At 66.0% G+C, this 14,106-nt stretch carries 15 protein-coding genes; 8 read left to right on the plus strand and 7 right to left on the minus strand.

Features of this window, described 5'->3' with window-relative positions; genetic code table 11:
- Nucleotide 1: 1 nt before the first annotated feature.
- On the minus strand, nucleotides 2–211 hold the full coding sequence (locus CH296_RS08385; RefSeq protein WP_094646136.1) for a DNA-binding protein: 210 nt from the start codon (nucleotides 209–211) through the stop codon (nucleotides 2–4).
- A 35-nt stretch (nucleotides 212–246) separates the two neighbouring features.
- Between CH296_RS08385 and CH296_RS08390 the strand changes: the two genes are divergently transcribed.
- The gene (locus tag CH296_RS08390; protein WP_094684491.1) at nucleotides 247–1,134 is read left to right on the plus strand and encodes an oxidoreductase; all 888 of its coding nucleotides are present in this window, start codon (nucleotides 247–249) and stop codon (nucleotides 1,132–1,134) included.
- 74 nt (nucleotides 1,135–1,208) lie between these two features.
- Here CH296_RS08390 and CH296_RS28875 read toward each other — a convergent pair whose 3' ends face one another.
- Nucleotides 1,209–2,240: a GGDEF domain-containing protein gene (locus tag CH296_RS28875; RefSeq protein WP_179277669.1), complete on the minus strand. Its 1,032-nt coding sequence runs from the start codon at nucleotides 2,238–2,240 to the stop codon at nucleotides 1,209–1,211.
- A 540-nt stretch (nucleotides 2,241–2,780) separates the two neighbouring features.
- On the opposite strand from CH296_RS28875, the gene CH296_RS28570 reads away from it, so the two are divergent.
- Nucleotides 2,781–3,155 carry a hypothetical protein gene (locus CH296_RS28570; protein WP_143546341.1) on the plus strand — a complete coding sequence of 125 codons (375 nt, stop codon included), beginning with the start codon at nucleotides 2,781–2,783 and terminating at the stop codon, nucleotides 3,153–3,155.
- 87 nt (nucleotides 3,156–3,242) lie between these two features.
- Nucleotides 3,243–4,127 carry a pirin family protein gene (locus tag CH296_RS08400; RefSeq protein ID WP_094684493.1) on the plus strand — a complete coding sequence of 295 codons (885 nt, stop codon included), beginning with the start codon at nucleotides 3,243–3,245 and terminating at the stop codon, nucleotides 4,125–4,127.
- 9 nt (nucleotides 4,128–4,136) lie between these two features.
- Here CH296_RS08400 and CH296_RS08405 read toward each other — a convergent pair whose 3' ends face one another.
- The 4 genes from CH296_RS08405 to CH296_RS08420 all read right to left on the minus strand — a co-directional run bounded on the left by CH296_RS08405 (nucleotide 4,137) and on the right by CH296_RS08420 (nucleotide 8,608).
- On the minus strand, nucleotides 4,137–5,150 hold the full coding sequence (locus CH296_RS08405) for a hemolysin family protein (protein ID WP_094646140.1): 1,014 nt from the start codon (nucleotides 5,148–5,150) through the stop codon (nucleotides 4,137–4,139).
- Nucleotides 5,147–6,550 carry a hemolysin family protein gene (locus CH296_RS08410; protein WP_094646423.1) on the minus strand — a complete coding sequence of 468 codons (1,404 nt, stop codon included), beginning with the start codon at nucleotides 6,548–6,550 and terminating at the stop codon, nucleotides 5,147–5,149. The genes CH296_RS08405 and CH296_RS08410 overlap by 4 nt, the downstream gene beginning before the upstream one ends.
- Before the next feature lie 192 nt (nucleotides 6,551–6,742).
- Nucleotides 6,743–7,312: a ribonuclease H gene (locus CH296_RS08415; protein ID WP_094684494.1), complete on the minus strand. Its 570-nt coding sequence runs from the start codon at nucleotides 7,310–7,312 to the stop codon at nucleotides 6,743–6,745.
- A gap of 102 nt (nucleotides 7,313–7,414) precedes the next feature.
- Nucleotides 7,415–8,608: an MFS transporter gene (locus tag CH296_RS08420; protein WP_094684586.1), complete on the minus strand. Its 1,194-nt coding sequence runs from the start codon at nucleotides 8,606–8,608 to the stop codon at nucleotides 7,415–7,417.
- A 176-nt stretch (nucleotides 8,609–8,784) separates the two neighbouring features.
- On the opposite strand from CH296_RS08420, the gene CH296_RS08425 reads away from it, so the two are divergent.
- The 5 genes from CH296_RS08425 to CH296_RS08445 all read left to right on the plus strand — a co-directional run bounded on the left by CH296_RS08425 (nucleotide 8,785) and on the right by CH296_RS08445 (nucleotide 13,355).
- Nucleotides 8,785–9,717, plus strand: a complete 933-nt coding sequence (locus tag CH296_RS08425) for a DNA-3-methyladenine glycosylase (protein ID WP_094682504.1) — start codon at nucleotides 8,785–8,787, stop codon at nucleotides 9,715–9,717.
- 51 nt (nucleotides 9,718–9,768) lie between these two features.
- Nucleotides 9,769–10,713 carry an aldo/keto reductase gene (locus tag CH296_RS08430; RefSeq protein WP_094684495.1) on the plus strand — a complete coding sequence of 315 codons (945 nt, stop codon included), beginning with the start codon at nucleotides 9,769–9,771 and terminating at the stop codon, nucleotides 10,711–10,713.
- 61 nt (nucleotides 10,714–10,774) lie between these two features.
- Nucleotides 10,775–12,034: a multidrug effflux MFS transporter gene (locus CH296_RS08435; RefSeq protein WP_032396799.1), complete on the plus strand. Its 1,260-nt coding sequence runs from the start codon at nucleotides 10,775–10,777 to the stop codon at nucleotides 12,032–12,034.
- 36 nt (nucleotides 12,035–12,070) lie between these two features.
- Nucleotides 12,071–12,595, plus strand: a complete 525-nt coding sequence (locus tag CH296_RS08440; protein ID WP_045197506.1) for a DUF309 domain-containing protein — start codon at nucleotides 12,071–12,073, stop codon at nucleotides 12,593–12,595.
- 55 nt (nucleotides 12,596–12,650) lie between these two features.
- Entirely contained in the window at nucleotides 12,651–13,355 is a 705-nt protein-coding gene (locus CH296_RS08445) for a hypothetical protein (protein WP_094684496.1), read from the plus strand.
- On the opposite strand, the gene CH296_RS08450 is transcribed toward CH296_RS08445, so the two are convergent.
- Nucleotides 13,333–14,097 (minus strand): deoxyribonuclease IV, encoded by a 765-nt coding sequence (locus CH296_RS08450; protein ID WP_045200588.1) that lies wholly within the window; start codon nucleotides 14,095–14,097, stop codon nucleotides 13,333–13,335. The two genes, CH296_RS08445 and CH296_RS08450, sit on opposite strands and share 23 nt — an antisense overlap.
- Between the last annotated feature and the right edge of the window lie 9 nt (nucleotides 14,098–14,106).

A 14,106-nucleotide genomic window follows, 5' to 3' on the forward strand; every position in this document is an offset into this window, starting at 1 on the left:
TTCAGCCGAGCGAGCGACCGGTCTGCTCCAACGCCGCTTGGACGACCGTCAACGCCTTGGGACCGACACCGTGCAGTTTCTTCAGCTCGGCCGCGGGCACCCCCGCAAGATCGTCCAGGCACATGTATCCCGCCGCGCGGAATGCCCGAGACGCAGGATTTCCGGTGCCCTTCGGAAAGTCCGGACGTTCGTCGGCTTCTGCTCTGCTCACGGGCAAAGTCTAAAACAGACCGGTAACCTGGCGGCGTGCCCGAAAACAAGCAGAGACGCGTTGTCATCACCGGTGCGAACACCGGTATCGGCTACTACACCGCCCTGGAGTTGGCGAAGCGCGGCGACCACGTAACGCTCGCGTGCCGCAACAAGGACAAGGCCGATGCCGCCGCGGCCAAAATTTCGGCGGAGACACCCCGCGGAACCGTCGACACCGCCACCCTGAACCTCGCGGACCTGGCCTCGGTGCGTGAATACGCCGCGTCGGCACCGGAGTCGATCGACGTGCTGATCAACAATGCGGGCGTCATGATGCCGTCAATGCGGACCGAGACGGCGGACGGCTTCGAGCTCCAGCTCGGCACCAATCACCTAGGCCACTTCGCCTTGACCGGCCTGCTGTTCCCCAAGCTCGCTGCGGACGCGAAGATCACCACGATCGCATCCGTCGCACACCGGCAGGGACCCAAGCTCGATTTCGACAATCTTCAGCTCGAGCGTGGGTACAACCCTCAGCGTGGATACGCCAATTCCAAGCTTGCGAACATCCTGTTCGCTCTGGAACTCCAGCGCCGGATCGACAAGGCCGGACTGAAGATCACCAGCAATGCCGCGCACCCCGGAATCTCGGCCACCGAGCTGTACTCGAGCCCCGACGGGCTGGGCAGCAACAAGATCCTGTCCACCCTCGCTCCGATCGGACTGAAGATCTTCTCGCAATCCGCCAGTGCCGGAGCACGTCCCACGCTCTACGCCGTCGACGTTGCGGGTGGCGGCACGTACAGCGGCCCCAAATCCCTGTTCGAGACGCGCGGCAAGCCGGGCCCGGCGAGCATGACCAAGACCGCACAGGACCCGGCTCTTGCCGCGAAGCTGTGGGACGCCAGCGAGAAATTGACGGGAGTCGGCTACCCGTTCTGACGGGGAACCGTCACCGGGCGGGTTCGGGCAGAGAAAGTCCGCGCTCGCTCATGACAGCACGAGCGAATTGAGCTCTACATCGTCTCGAGCATCGTCCGATTTCCACCGTCCGCTTTCGCTCGGTACATGAGAGAGTCCGCCGCGCGCGTCGCGTCGTTGACCACATCGACCCCTGATGACCATGCCTCCGAATCAGGAGCGATCACGACAGCGCCGGCACTGACCGTGACCGGTATCGGATCCGAGCAGTCCGTCAGCGTGCCGCTCACGTCGAGCACCAGGTCCCACAACTGCTCTGCCTCGCCGACGAGGACGGCCACGAACTCCTCGCCCCCGGTTCTCGCCACCACCCCCACCTTCCCGAGGTGGTCGCGGAGTCGGTCGGCAACGAGGACGATGACGGCATCGCCCTGGTCGTGTCCATAGCGGTCGTTGACGCTCTTGAACCGATCGATATCGACCAGAACGAGAACGAAAGCCAACTGCTCGCGGTGGGCGACCATGCGCAGATCTTCGATGGCATTCTGCAGTCCGCGTCTGTTCTTCATTCGGGTCAGCGGATCGATCTCGGACTGCCGCGCATCCTCGCACACCAACGACCAGGCGATCTGGGCGAAGATCGGGACACCCGACGTCGCCCCTGCGGCCACCAGCACGGCGGCGATCGCATCCCACGGACCCCACAAGCCCTGCACATACGCGGCCGCCCCGATGTAGACGATCACCAGATTGGCGAACACAAGGTGCGCGACGAGCAGTCTCGGTCCGAGGAAGAAGGTGCACATCGACCCGGTCAGCGCGAAGAGGAACGTGCCGATCAGCGCCGACGTGGGGACATCGAGAAGAATCACCGACGCAAGACCGACGTCGCCGAAAACCAGGAAAGCCACCAGTTGCCACTTGCGGTCCGGTAGCGGCCCGACCAGCAACCACAGGATCGCGGCGAACTGCAGAACCAGAATGAAGATCACGTAGGCAACCGGACCCGATCCGGTCGGCCCGTTCGGTGACGCCAACATCAGCGTCGACACGGCGGCGTACAGAGCCACACAGCTCGCGAACACGACTCGGATCAGTCGGTGCAGCGGACGAGTCGACTTGTGCACGAAAATCCAGTCGAAATCGTGCGGGGCAGCGAACCAGTGGCGAAGAACCTGAGCCGCACTGGGCTGAGGCCCGAGCGGCGGAGCGGTGATACTCGAGATCGACCTCGGCGGCGAGGGCGTGCTCGACCGTTTGCGGTGGCGACTACGCGCCTGCCCGTGCGCCCGCGTCGAACGTGGTTGTACCGGCGCATTCGATCGCTCGCCGTGCCGCGATGCGGGCGATCGAAAGTCTTCGTACATGAGGCTCCCTCGAGAAACGACCTGCCCAGGTCCGAAAGCGTACCGATCACCGTTTCGACTCGCCCGAAATCTTCCGATCCGGTCTCGGGCGGCGGATCGGGGAGTGGAGCCGAGGGCATCCATCACGATGTGGACGTCTTCCCACACACAAAAAGGGAGACACCCACTACTGACGGCGGTCGGGGGCGACAGCAGTAGCGGGTGTCTCATTGAGCATTCGCAGCCCCTCTCGAGGTGGATGGGTGCCGGATGAGAAATCTTTTCGAAGTTTTTCCACCATCCGGGGAATAGCCTGTGACCATGCCTTTCACCGCAGCGAATCACTACGACTTCACCGGCGACGACATCACCGGGACCGTCGATGCCCATCGATCCGCAGGCGTCTGGGCGGCGCAGCTCGTTCTGAGCGGACAGACGTTCGAGTCCACCGACGTCACCCGATCGGACCTGGGTTTCGAGATTCGCACCGTCGTCGACAATCTTTCGGACGGTAACCGGACCCACCTGCTTGTCGTATTACCGCGCGTGACCATCGACTCCGACGACGACCTACCCGTCACCTTCACCTCCTACGCGGTGCTCTACACGGTTCACGGTGGATCGACCGAGGTGCACGGTGCGGCCGAGTCCTACGACGTGCGGCTGCTCAGCGGAACCGCGTCCCTCGTCGGTTAGTCCGGACCGGGAACAGCCCTCGTCGCATTCGGGTTGTTCCACGTAGTCGATTCGAGCGCCAAGACTTTCGTGCCATCAGGAGCAGACGTGATCGAAATTCTCACCCCACGCGAGGTTCCTCTCGGCGGCCCGCGCGCCCTGAAGGTTCGGCGCACGCTCCCGCAACGGCAGCGTTCACTGATCGGCGCGTGGTGCTTCGCGGACCACTACGGCCCCGACACCTCGTCGATGGACGTGCCACCCCATCCACACACCGGACTCCAGACCGTGAGCTGGTTGTTCTCCGGCGAGATCGAACACCGCGACAGCGTCGGATCACATGCCATGGTGCGGCCGGGTGAGCTGAATCTGATGACGGCCGGCTACGGCATCAGTCACTCCGAGACCTCCACCCCGGAGACCGAGATTCTGCACGGCATGCAGCTGTGGGTTGCCCTGCCGGCTCGATCGCGCTTCACCGCGCCCACTTTCGAGCACCACGTGCCACCGACCCACACGAGCCAGGGGCTGACCGCACGAGTGTTCCTCGGCTCGCTGCTCGGTGAGACCTCGCCGGTGGAGACGTTCACCCCGCTCCTCGGAGCCGAAATGGTGCTCGACGCCGGAGCCCGCGTCACCCTCGACGTCGACTCGACGTTCGAGCACGGCGTCATCGTCGATCAGGGCACCGTGACGATGGACGAGACCGTCCTTGCAGCAGCCGAATTGGGCTACCGCGAACCGGGCAGTTCGACGCTCGATCTCCACAACCCGACCCGAGAGCCGGTGCGACTGCTGCTGCTCGGTGGACCGCCGTTCGGCGAGCAGATCGTCATGTGGTGGAACTTCGTCGGCCGCAGCCACGAGGACGTCGTCGAGTACCGGGCCGCCTACGAGCGCGAGAGCGAGCAGTTCGGCACCGTCGAGGGGTATCCGGGATCTCGACTGCACGCGCCACCTCTGCCCAACAGCCGGATGCAACCTCGCGGCTGAATCACATTGCTATGCAGCAGGAGCCGTGGGTAGTACCCGCTTGATGACGTCGGTGAGCGTGACGATGCCGAGGAACCGTCCACCGGTCTCCACGACCGCCAGCTGCACGCTGCGGTTGCGCATCTGCCGTAGCAACTCGTACACCGGTGTCGATCCGTCGACCGTGTAGGCCTCCCGCGCGTAGTCGGCCGCCGGCTCCCCGACGTCGGCCAGCAACGTGTCTCTCACATGGACGACGCCGGGCGTCGCGCCGGAGCTGTCGGTGAGCAGTACCCGAAGGTGACCGGAACGCAGCGCGGCCGCCTGCACATCGGAGACGGTGGCACCGTGCGGCACCGAGGTCGCCTCGGAGTCGGGCACCGTGATCGTCTCGACGGTCAGTGTCTCGAGTTCGATCACCCGGGTGATCTGGGTTTGCAGTTCCGGTTCCAGTACACCGACCTGCGACGAGTACTCGACGAGATTGCGGATGGTCTCGGCGTCGCGTCCGCCGACCGCGGCGCTCTCCACCGGCTCCACTCCCGACCGTTCGACGAGCTTGTTGGCGATCTTGTTGACCCACACCAGGAACAGCCGGAAGGGGCGGATGAACGCCCGAGACGGTAGCCCGATGATGGTGGCAGCGAGTTCGGGATGCGCGATGGCCCAGGACTTGGGGGCCATCTCACCGATCACCAGATGCAGGAACGTGACGAGCAACAGCGACAGCGCGAACGCGGCGGTTCCGGCCAACCAACCCGGCACACCCCACGAGGTGAACACCGGCCCCAGCCAGGAATCGACGGCGGGCTTGGTGACGGCACCGAGAGCGAAGGTGCAGGCAGTGATGCCCAGCTGCGCGCCCGCCAACATGATCGTCAACTCGTTCATTCCGCGCAGCGCCGCCCGCACCGATCGGCTCGTTCCGGCTTTCTCCTCCAGTCGGTGCCTTCGGGCACCGAGCAGAGCGAACTCGATGACGACGAAGAACGCACTCAGCGCGATGAGCGCGACCGTCACGGCGACGACGACCCATGCGTTCATCGGTCCGCCTCCTCGTCCGACTCCTGCGAATCCTCGCTGCCGTCCGGCGAATTCTCGTGGAGTCTGATTCTCAGCTCACTCGGCACGTGCCGATCGACCTCGAGCACCTCCACCTCCAACGACGGACGCGGCGGCACCTCTTCCATGAGGTCGGCCCCGAACACCGCGAGGTCGATCCGCACCGTGTCTCCGACCTCGGGCAGATTTCCGCCCTCTGCGATGAGCAGGCCGGCAAGTGTCTCGTAATCGCCTCGCGGCAACAGCATGTCGCGACCGATGGTGCGTTCGACCTCGTCGACGTGGACGTCGCCGTCCATGAGCCACACTCCGTCTTTCCGAACCTCGACGCCGACGATGTCCTCGTCGTGCTCGTCGGTGATCTCGCCGACCAGCTCCTCGGCGAGATCCTCGATGGTCAGCACACCGGCGAATCCGCCGTATTCATCGATCACGCATGCCAATTCGTTCTTCGTGCTCGACAACAGCTCCAAGGCATCCTCGAGCGGCATCAGCTCCGGCACGATCAGCGGTGCTCGCATGATCTCGGTGACCGAACGGCTGTCGTCGGGGGCAGCGGCCAACACCTCGGCCAGCTGCACCACACCGATCGGCTCGTCGCGGTCGCCGATCACCGGGTAGCGCGTGTGCGCACGCACCATCCGCGCCCGCATCTCGCCGATGGCGGTGGCGGGGGTGACTGCGTCCACCCGACTACGCGGGATCATGGCGTGCTCGACGTCGCGTTCCGGAAAGTCCAGGATGCGGTCGAGCAGCAACGACAGATCCTCGGTGAGATCTCCGCTGGCCCGGGAATCGTCGATGATGCTCTCGAGATCCTTGGCGGTGGCACTGCTGTCCACGTCGTGCACCGGTTCGACGCGCAGCAGACGCAGCATCGCGTTGGAGGACTTGTCGAAGAAGGTGATCAGCCAACCGAACGCAGCCAGGTAGATCAGCGTCGACCGGGCGAGGCGTCGGGACAGCGGATCGGGGTTCGCAATCGCGAGATTCTTCGGATAGAGCTCGCCGAAGATCATCTGCACGACGGTCGCGAGCACGAGAGCGCCCACCGTGCCGATCGAAATTCCCACCGCGATGGGAACTCCGGCGCTGCTCAGCAGCTCGCCCAGCGATTCGCCGATGAACGGCTCGGCCACGTAGCCGACCATCAGACCGGTGACCGTGATGCCGAGCTGCGCGCCCGACAGCATGAACGAGGTGCGCTTGGTGACCTTCAGTGCCCGCTCGGCCGACGCGTCGCCCTTCTCGGCTCCGGTACGGAGCGTCGCCCGGTCGACGGACATGTAGGCGAACTCCTGAGCCACGAAGTATCCGTTGGCCGCGATGATCGCGGCGGTGAGTACGAAGCCGAGGAGCAACGACAACAGCGCGGTGATCACCATGCGATCACTCGAAATCGGACGGCCGAAGCAGTGACCTCTGATGGAGCAGCGGCCACGGGCGGCCTAGGGGGATCTATGGAGTGCACAGTGCTCTCGACGCCTCCGGTATCGGACAATCCCGAAATGAGTGGGATGTCGCGATCCTACCGAGTACCGGTGGACGATTCCGACGTCCAGGCGAATGAGCGATCAGAACAGAGTGGGAACCGCGTCGTCGGACGTCGACGTCTCGCGCGCAGCCGGGGCCTGGACCGGAGACGAGGGAACTGCATCCGCCGGGGCCGGTGTCGATTTGTCGGTCACGTTCTTGGCCGGCGCTGTCGGACCGCCTGCGGCCACGGCGCGTGCCGCCTCCCCTGCCAAGGCGTCGGCTGCTTCGTTGAAGTGATTGCCGACGTGTCCGCGGACCCACCGGAACCGGACCGGACCTTCGCGTTCGGTGATGGCTCGCTCGATGCTCTGCACGAGCTCGAGGTTGCGTACCGGGGAACCGCCCGCAGTTTTCCAGCCCTTGCGCTTCCAGCCTGCGAGCCACTCGGACGCGCACTTGATGGCGTATTGCGAATCGGATTCGATCAACAGCGGCTCGGGGCCGGGGTGCGCCAGCACCGCCTCCAGCAGGGCCCTGAGCTCGGCGACCTGGTTGGTGCCCGAGGGCTCACCGCCGGAGTTGCTCGGCCCCGTGTGGTTGACCCACGCCCACCCGATTGCTCCGCCGGGGTTACGCAGACACGAGCCGTCCGTACTCACGATGATCACGGTCTCAGACCCTACGTCGGGGCACCGACAAAGCCCGGGTGACTCGCGCACGAACGCCGCGGGACTTGCCCGATGGGTCCGAGGCACGACCGACCCCGCGTATCAGGGCACGCGGGCGACCCTCGATTTCCTACCGTCCACGGTGAGCAACACGAACGCCAGTCCTGCCAACACGGCGATCACGGCCGAGAACAGTACCCCCGCCGCCACCAGCCCCCACTCGCTCGCCGCAGCTCCCGCGCCGATGACCGGGACCGAAATGGCGACGTAGAGCACCACGAAGAACGTCGACGTCACTTCTGCTCGACGGTGCGGCGGAAGTTCCGCGTCGACGGCCGACATGCCGTTGCTGAACGTCACACCCTGCCCCACTCCGCACAGCACAGCCGCAACGATCAGCACCGTCAGCGATGCCACCAGCAACGACACTGCCAGGCACACCAATCCGAGCATCAGGACCACGCAACCCCACCGCTGCGCCGACGTCGGGTCGGCCTTGCGCACGGTGATCTGCGCGGTCGCCGATGCGGCGAAGACTGCGAACACCACGGCACCCGTCACCGCGTGGTTGTCGATCTGCAGCACGCCGGCGATGAATCCCGGTGAGACCGCGGTGAACAGTCCGAGTACCGCGAACCCGGCGAAGCCACCGATCGAGGCGCGCAGAAACGTGCCGCGGACATCCGCCGGTACGGACAAGCGCTGCATGTGCGGCCGGGCACCGCGTGCGACCCTGACGGTCTCGGGCGCGAGGAACACCGCCACCGCTGCCACGACGAGCAGGACGATATCGACGAAGAACGTCAGGCGCAGCGGTTGGGGAAGGTACTCGGCCAACAGTCCCGCAACCGACGGGCCGAGGCCGAGTCCGCCGATGTTGGCCGCGGTGGCGATGGCCGGGGCTCGGTCGCGCCACTTGTCCGGTACCAGTTCGATCAAGGTCACCGTCGCGGTGCCCACGAAGATTCCTGCCGATATTCCGGACAGCAGGCGCCCGATCACCAGGGCCGTCAACGACTCGGCGAACACGAACACCACGGCGCTGACCAGTCCGAAAGCGATGGCGGCCAACAGCATCGGCCGACGCCCGAGCGAATCGGACCAGCGGCCGAAGGCCAGCAGGGCACCGAGTACACCGACCGCGTACGCCGCGAACACCAGGGTGACGACGAAGACGGAGAAGCCGAACTCGATCTCGTACAGCGCATAGAGCGGCGTCGGCATCGTCGTGCCCATCATCGCCACGACGAACGCGTAGGCAACTCCGACGAACGCGGCTGCGCGCGATCGAGTCACGAAGAACCTCCTGATGGTGTCGATGGAACCGGACGCGGCGAGGGAGTCCGTGCGGTGATCCCGCGTTCCGCGGGGCACTATGTATCTTGCCGTCGGTACTGCGATCGTGCCGATCGACGCCCCGCCGAGGACCCATTCGGGCCACACGGCCACGACCCTTCGGAGGTGAAGAACCGATGCCCGACGACGCCGGTTCCGATGGGGTGGTCCGACTCGTCACCTCCGAACAACGGATCGACGTTCGGATGTCGGTGTCGCCGCTGCGTCGGGGCCGAGGTGATCCCACGTACGAGTCGACGCCCGACGGCGGGATCTGGCGCACGTCGCGCATGAGCTCCGGTCCGGTGACGTACCGCCTGACCCAGACCTCGCCGACGAGTGCCCAGGTTCGAGCGTGGGGCCCCGGTGCACCCGACCTGTTGGACGCGGCACCCGCGCTCCTCGGAGTGGACGACGATGCCTCCACGTTCGCACCCGAGCATCCGATTCTCCAGGAAGCCCACCGGCGGCTGCCGCACCTGCGACTGGGTAGAACGGGGCTGGTGCTCGAGGCCCTGATCCCGGCGATCATCGAGCAACGAGTACACGGACTTTCGGCCTTCGGGTCGTGGCGTTACCTGGTGACCAAGTTCGGCGAGAAGGCACCGGGTCCGACGCCGAAGCCGATGTTCGTCTTCCCGACACCCGACGTGTGGCGCCGCATCCCGTCGTGGGAGTACCACCGCGCCAACGTCGACCCGGCCCGGTCCAAGACCGTCGTCCGCGTTGCCTGCGCGGCCGGTCGTCTGGAGGAGGCGACGGGAATGACACCCGAGGACGCTGCGCGCAGGCTGCGGGCCATCCCGGGCGTCGGCGTCTGGACGGCGGCCGAGACCGCGCAACGCGCCCTCGGGGATCCCGACGCATTGTCGGTGGGCGACTATCACCTGGCGTCCGTGGTGGGCTGGTCGCTGTTGGGTAGGCCGATCGACGACGCGGAGATGGTCGAGTATCTCCGGCCCCTGGCACCGCACAGGCATCGCGCGATCCGGCTGCTGTATCTGAGCGGCAAGGCCACCAAGCCCAAGTTCGGTCCTCGCACCGCGCTGGTGGATCACACGTGGCACTGAGCCTTCGCTGCTCGTACAGTCGAGTTGTTCGCCAACGTAAGGGGTTTGTCTGTGGTTGCCATCGGTAGTTCCGATCTGGAGATCTTTCCGCTCGCACTGGGCGGGAACACGTTCGGCTGGACCAGCGACGAGGCCGAGTCGTTCGAGATCCTCGACGCGTTCACCGCAGGCGGAGGCAACTTCGTCGACACCGCAGATTCGTACTCGGCATTCGCCGACGGCAACTCCGGCGGTGAGTCCGAAACGATCATCGGCAAGTGGACCAGAGCCCGCGGAAACCGGGACGATGTCGTCATCGCCACCAAGGTCAGCCAACATCCCGAGTTCCGCGGACTGGCCCCGGAGAACATCCGTGCCGCCGCAGACGCGTCGCTGGCTCGGCTGCAGACCGACCGAATCGACGTCTACTACGCGCACTACGACGACGAGAAGACTCCGCTGGTCGAGTCCCTCGCCGCGTTCGACGCATTGGTACGGGCAGGCAAGGTGCGGTACGTGGCCATCTCGAACTACACCCCGGCGCGGGTGCGTGAATGGCTCGACCTCGCCCGAGACAACGGTTTCGCGGCACCGATCGCACTGCAGCCGCACTACAACCTGGTCGCCCGCCGTGACTACGAAGGCGAGCTGCAGAATCTGGCCGTCGAGAACGATCTCGGCGTGTTTCCCTACTTCTCCCTCGCCGCCGGATTCCTCACCGGTAAGTACCGCACCCGAGAGGACCTGGCCGGCAAGCAACGCGAACGTCTGACCACGGGGTACTTCTCGGACGCCGGTCTCGACGTGGTGCAGGGCCTACGTGAGATCGCCGAATCACGTTCGGCGGAGATTTCGAGCGTGGCCCTCGCGTGGCTGCTCGCGCGACCGGGCGTCACCGCCCCGATCGCCAGCGCGAGCAGAATCTCCCAGCTACCGGCTCTGCTCGACGCACCCGCATTGGCTCTGACCAGCCAGGAAGTGGAGAAGCTGACCGTACTGTCCGACGCCGTGGCATAGGACACGAAAGTTGTAGTCAGCAACCGGGAACAGAACGAGTACCCCGGTTGCTGAACGTCGGGTGGCCCAAGCACCGAACACGACAGCAGCCGAGACACCCGTAGCACCAGCGACGAACACCTCTCCCGAGCCGACGTCGAAGGAACGCCTGCGGGTGATCCTGGTTCTCGGCGCACTCATCGCGCTCGGTCCGCTGACCATCGACATGTATCTGCCGGCTCTTCCGGCCATCGCCGACGACCTGAACACCCCGTCGTCGGCGGTGCAGCTCACCCTCGCAGGCACGTTGATCGGCCTCGCCCTCGGACAGCTCGTCATCGGGCCGCTCTCGGACATCGTCGGCCGACGACTACCGCTCATCGTCGGTACCGGAGTGCACATCCTGGCCTCCGTCGCCTGCATCGTGGCTCCCAACATCGCCGTTCTCGGTGGCCTACGCGTCGTGCAGGGTCTCGGTGCCGCCGCCGCTGCAGTGGTCGCGATGGCCATCGTGCGAGACCTGTTCAGCGGCCGCGCGGCCGCAACCGTGTTGTCCCGGCTGATGCTCGTCATGGGCGTCGCACCCGTGCTGGCACCCTCGCTCGGCGGTGCCGTGCTGCTGGTGGGGTCGTGGCGTCTCGTGTTCGCCGCGCTGGCAATCATGGGTGTCGCCCTGATGACACTGGCGATCGTGTCGCTACGCGAGACGCTGCCGCCCGAGCGTCGGCGTGCGAGCGGAGTCATGCCGGTGTTGCGCACCTACCGCTCTCTGCTGCGCGACGCCCAGTTCGTGGTGCTCGTTCTCGTCGCGGCCCTCGCGATGTCCTCGTTGTTCGCGTACATCGCCGGTTCGTCGTTCGTTCTGCAGGAGGAATTCGGCCTCGACGAGCAGCAGTTCGCCATCGTCTTCGCCGCCGGTGCGATCTCGCTCATCGGTGCATCTCAGCTCAACGTCCTCCTGCTCGGACGCTTCGCTCCGGTGCAGATCGTGCTGGCCGCACTGTCGTTCGCCGTGCTCGCGGGCGGCGTCATGGCCGTGCTGGCGATCGCCGAGATCGGTGGGATGGCCGGCTTCGTGATTCCGCTGTGGTTCGTGCTCGGTGCCGTCGGATTCGTCATGCCCAACGCACCTGCGCTCGCGCTGTCCAGGCACGGTGAGGCCGCAGGCGGTGCCGCTGCCCTTCTCGGAGCAGCTCAGTTCGGGCTCGGTGCCATCGTCGCGCCGATCGTCGGTGCCCTCGGAAACGACGCCGTTGCCGTGTCCACCACGATGGTCGCGACCTCTGCCGCCGCACTGGCAGCTCTGGGTGTCATCACCGCACGCACGTCGTCGCGACTGTGAGCTCGGAGCGGGCCACCACCCGCTAGGGTTTCCGCCATGGCCGAACGTGAACGTGATGCGCACGGTAAGCCCCTGAACGCCAGGCCTCGGGACGGTCTCGGGCGGCCCCTCGCTCGCGGCGGCAACGGAACCCCACGCGTGCCCGACGACCTCCGGCTTCCGCCCGCCGCCGCACTCGTCGAAGCCCAGAGATTCCTCGACGCGAACATGCCGTTCCATGCGCACGAGGTACTGGAAGGCACGTGGAAGAGCTGCTCGCCCGACGAGCGTCCGTTGTGGCAGGGCCTGGCCCAACTCGCCGTCGGTTTGACCCATCTGATGCGTGGCAACCGCGTCGGTGCCGGTTCGCTGCTCCGGCAAGGACACGACCGGCTCATCGGTTTCGAGGCCGACCCTCCGCATCGTGTCGATGTCGCCGGTCTGCTGACCTGGTCCGAGGGCCTGCTCGGCGAGCTCGAGACCGGAAGGTTACCGGCCTCTCCCGGCATTCCGGCGCTGCGCACCACCGACCGAACCGATCCCGACGGGGGCGTCCTGGCGTCCGATTCCGGCTCGAGCTAACCTGAGCAAGGTTAGGTAAGGCTAGGACAATCCGATCGGAAGTGGGGTCGCCGGCATGAGCGTGTTCGGACCGCTGAGACTCGTGCACCGCGAGACGATCAGCCCGGCCCAGCTCGGACGCACTCTCTGCACCGAGGTAGCCGAACAGGTCCCGTACTGGGTCGCCGTCCTGACCCCGGCGGAGCGACCGTTGCTCACCGAACAGTTCACGACATTCGAGCAGACGTCGATGACGTTCGCACTGCCCGACGGTCCGCATCGCCGCCGCGTTCTGCTGCTGGCCGCCCTGGGCTCGGCCGTATCCACGTGGCAGAGAAACAACCGTCGCGGCTCCTCGGCCGGCGCGCTGGTCGACCTCGATCTCGATCGCACCGGTGCCGTTCACCCGGTCCGACTCCCCGCGGTCCACACCGACGCCCTCACCGTGCCCTCCCACGCCGAACACCTTCTCGACGATGTCGCGAGGCGGCTCGCCCTGGTGCCGAACGCCGGCCGCGACTACGCGCTGACCCGCAACTATCCCGCGCTGGCCTGCCGCGCGGGAGCGCAGATCATCGTTCGCGACTCTGCCCTGGCCGAGCCCAGCCGCGACCACGCCATCGACATCGGAATCACGGTGACCGACACAGGCATTGCCCTGGCACGAATCACCTGGGCGCACGGCCTGCAGGGAGCCGACGAGCTGATCCGACTGTGGTCGGACGCCGTTCGCCAGTTGGCGACGACGACGCCCGCTGCTACAGGCTCTTCAGCAGCCTGACGTCGTCTTCGATCCCCTCGGGCGGAGTCTCGAGGATCACCGGCGCGTCGGCCGCCAGCGCGACGGCCGTCAGGATCTCGGCGTCGATCGTTCCGGTGCCCAGATTCGCGTGCCGGTCTCGCGCCGAGTCGAATTCGTCGCGTGAATTGTTCAGATGCACCAGATCGATTCGTCCGGTGATGGCCTTGATTCGGTCGACCACGTCGACCAGATCCTCACCCCCGGCCCACGCATGGCAGGTGTCCAGACAGAATCCGGCACCGAATTCACCGATCGCGTCCCACAACCGGGCGATGTCGTCGAAGTGGCGTGCCATCGCGGAGTCTCCGCCCGCGGTGTTCTCGACGAAGATCGGCACAGCGAAGCCACCCTGCTCCGCCTGGCGCTCGAACAGCTTGCGCCAGTTGTCGATTCCCTTCGCGGTGTCCTCGCCCTCACGAACGTGGCCGCCGTGGACGACCAGACCGATGGCCCCGATCTCGGCCGCAGCAGCAGCCTGCTCGACGACGGCCTTGCGCGAGGGAATGCGGATCCGATTGTTCAAACTCGCCACGTTGAGCACGTAGGACGAGTGCACCACCACGTCGACGTCGCCGGTCAACAGCGCCTCGCCCTGGGGGTGCGGGGAAAGTTTGTTCCACTTCTGCGGATCGGTGAGGAACATCTGGACGAGGTCGACGCCGAGCGCCTCGGCGGTACCGAGAGGGTCGCTGCTGTCGCGGACGTGGGCTCCGATGCGCATGACGCCCAT

Source organism: Rhodococcus sp. 14-2496-1d (assembly GCF_002259365.1).
In the GTDB taxonomy this organism is placed as follows: domain Bacteria; phylum Actinomycetota; class Actinomycetes; order Mycobacteriales; family Mycobacteriaceae; genus Rhodococcoides.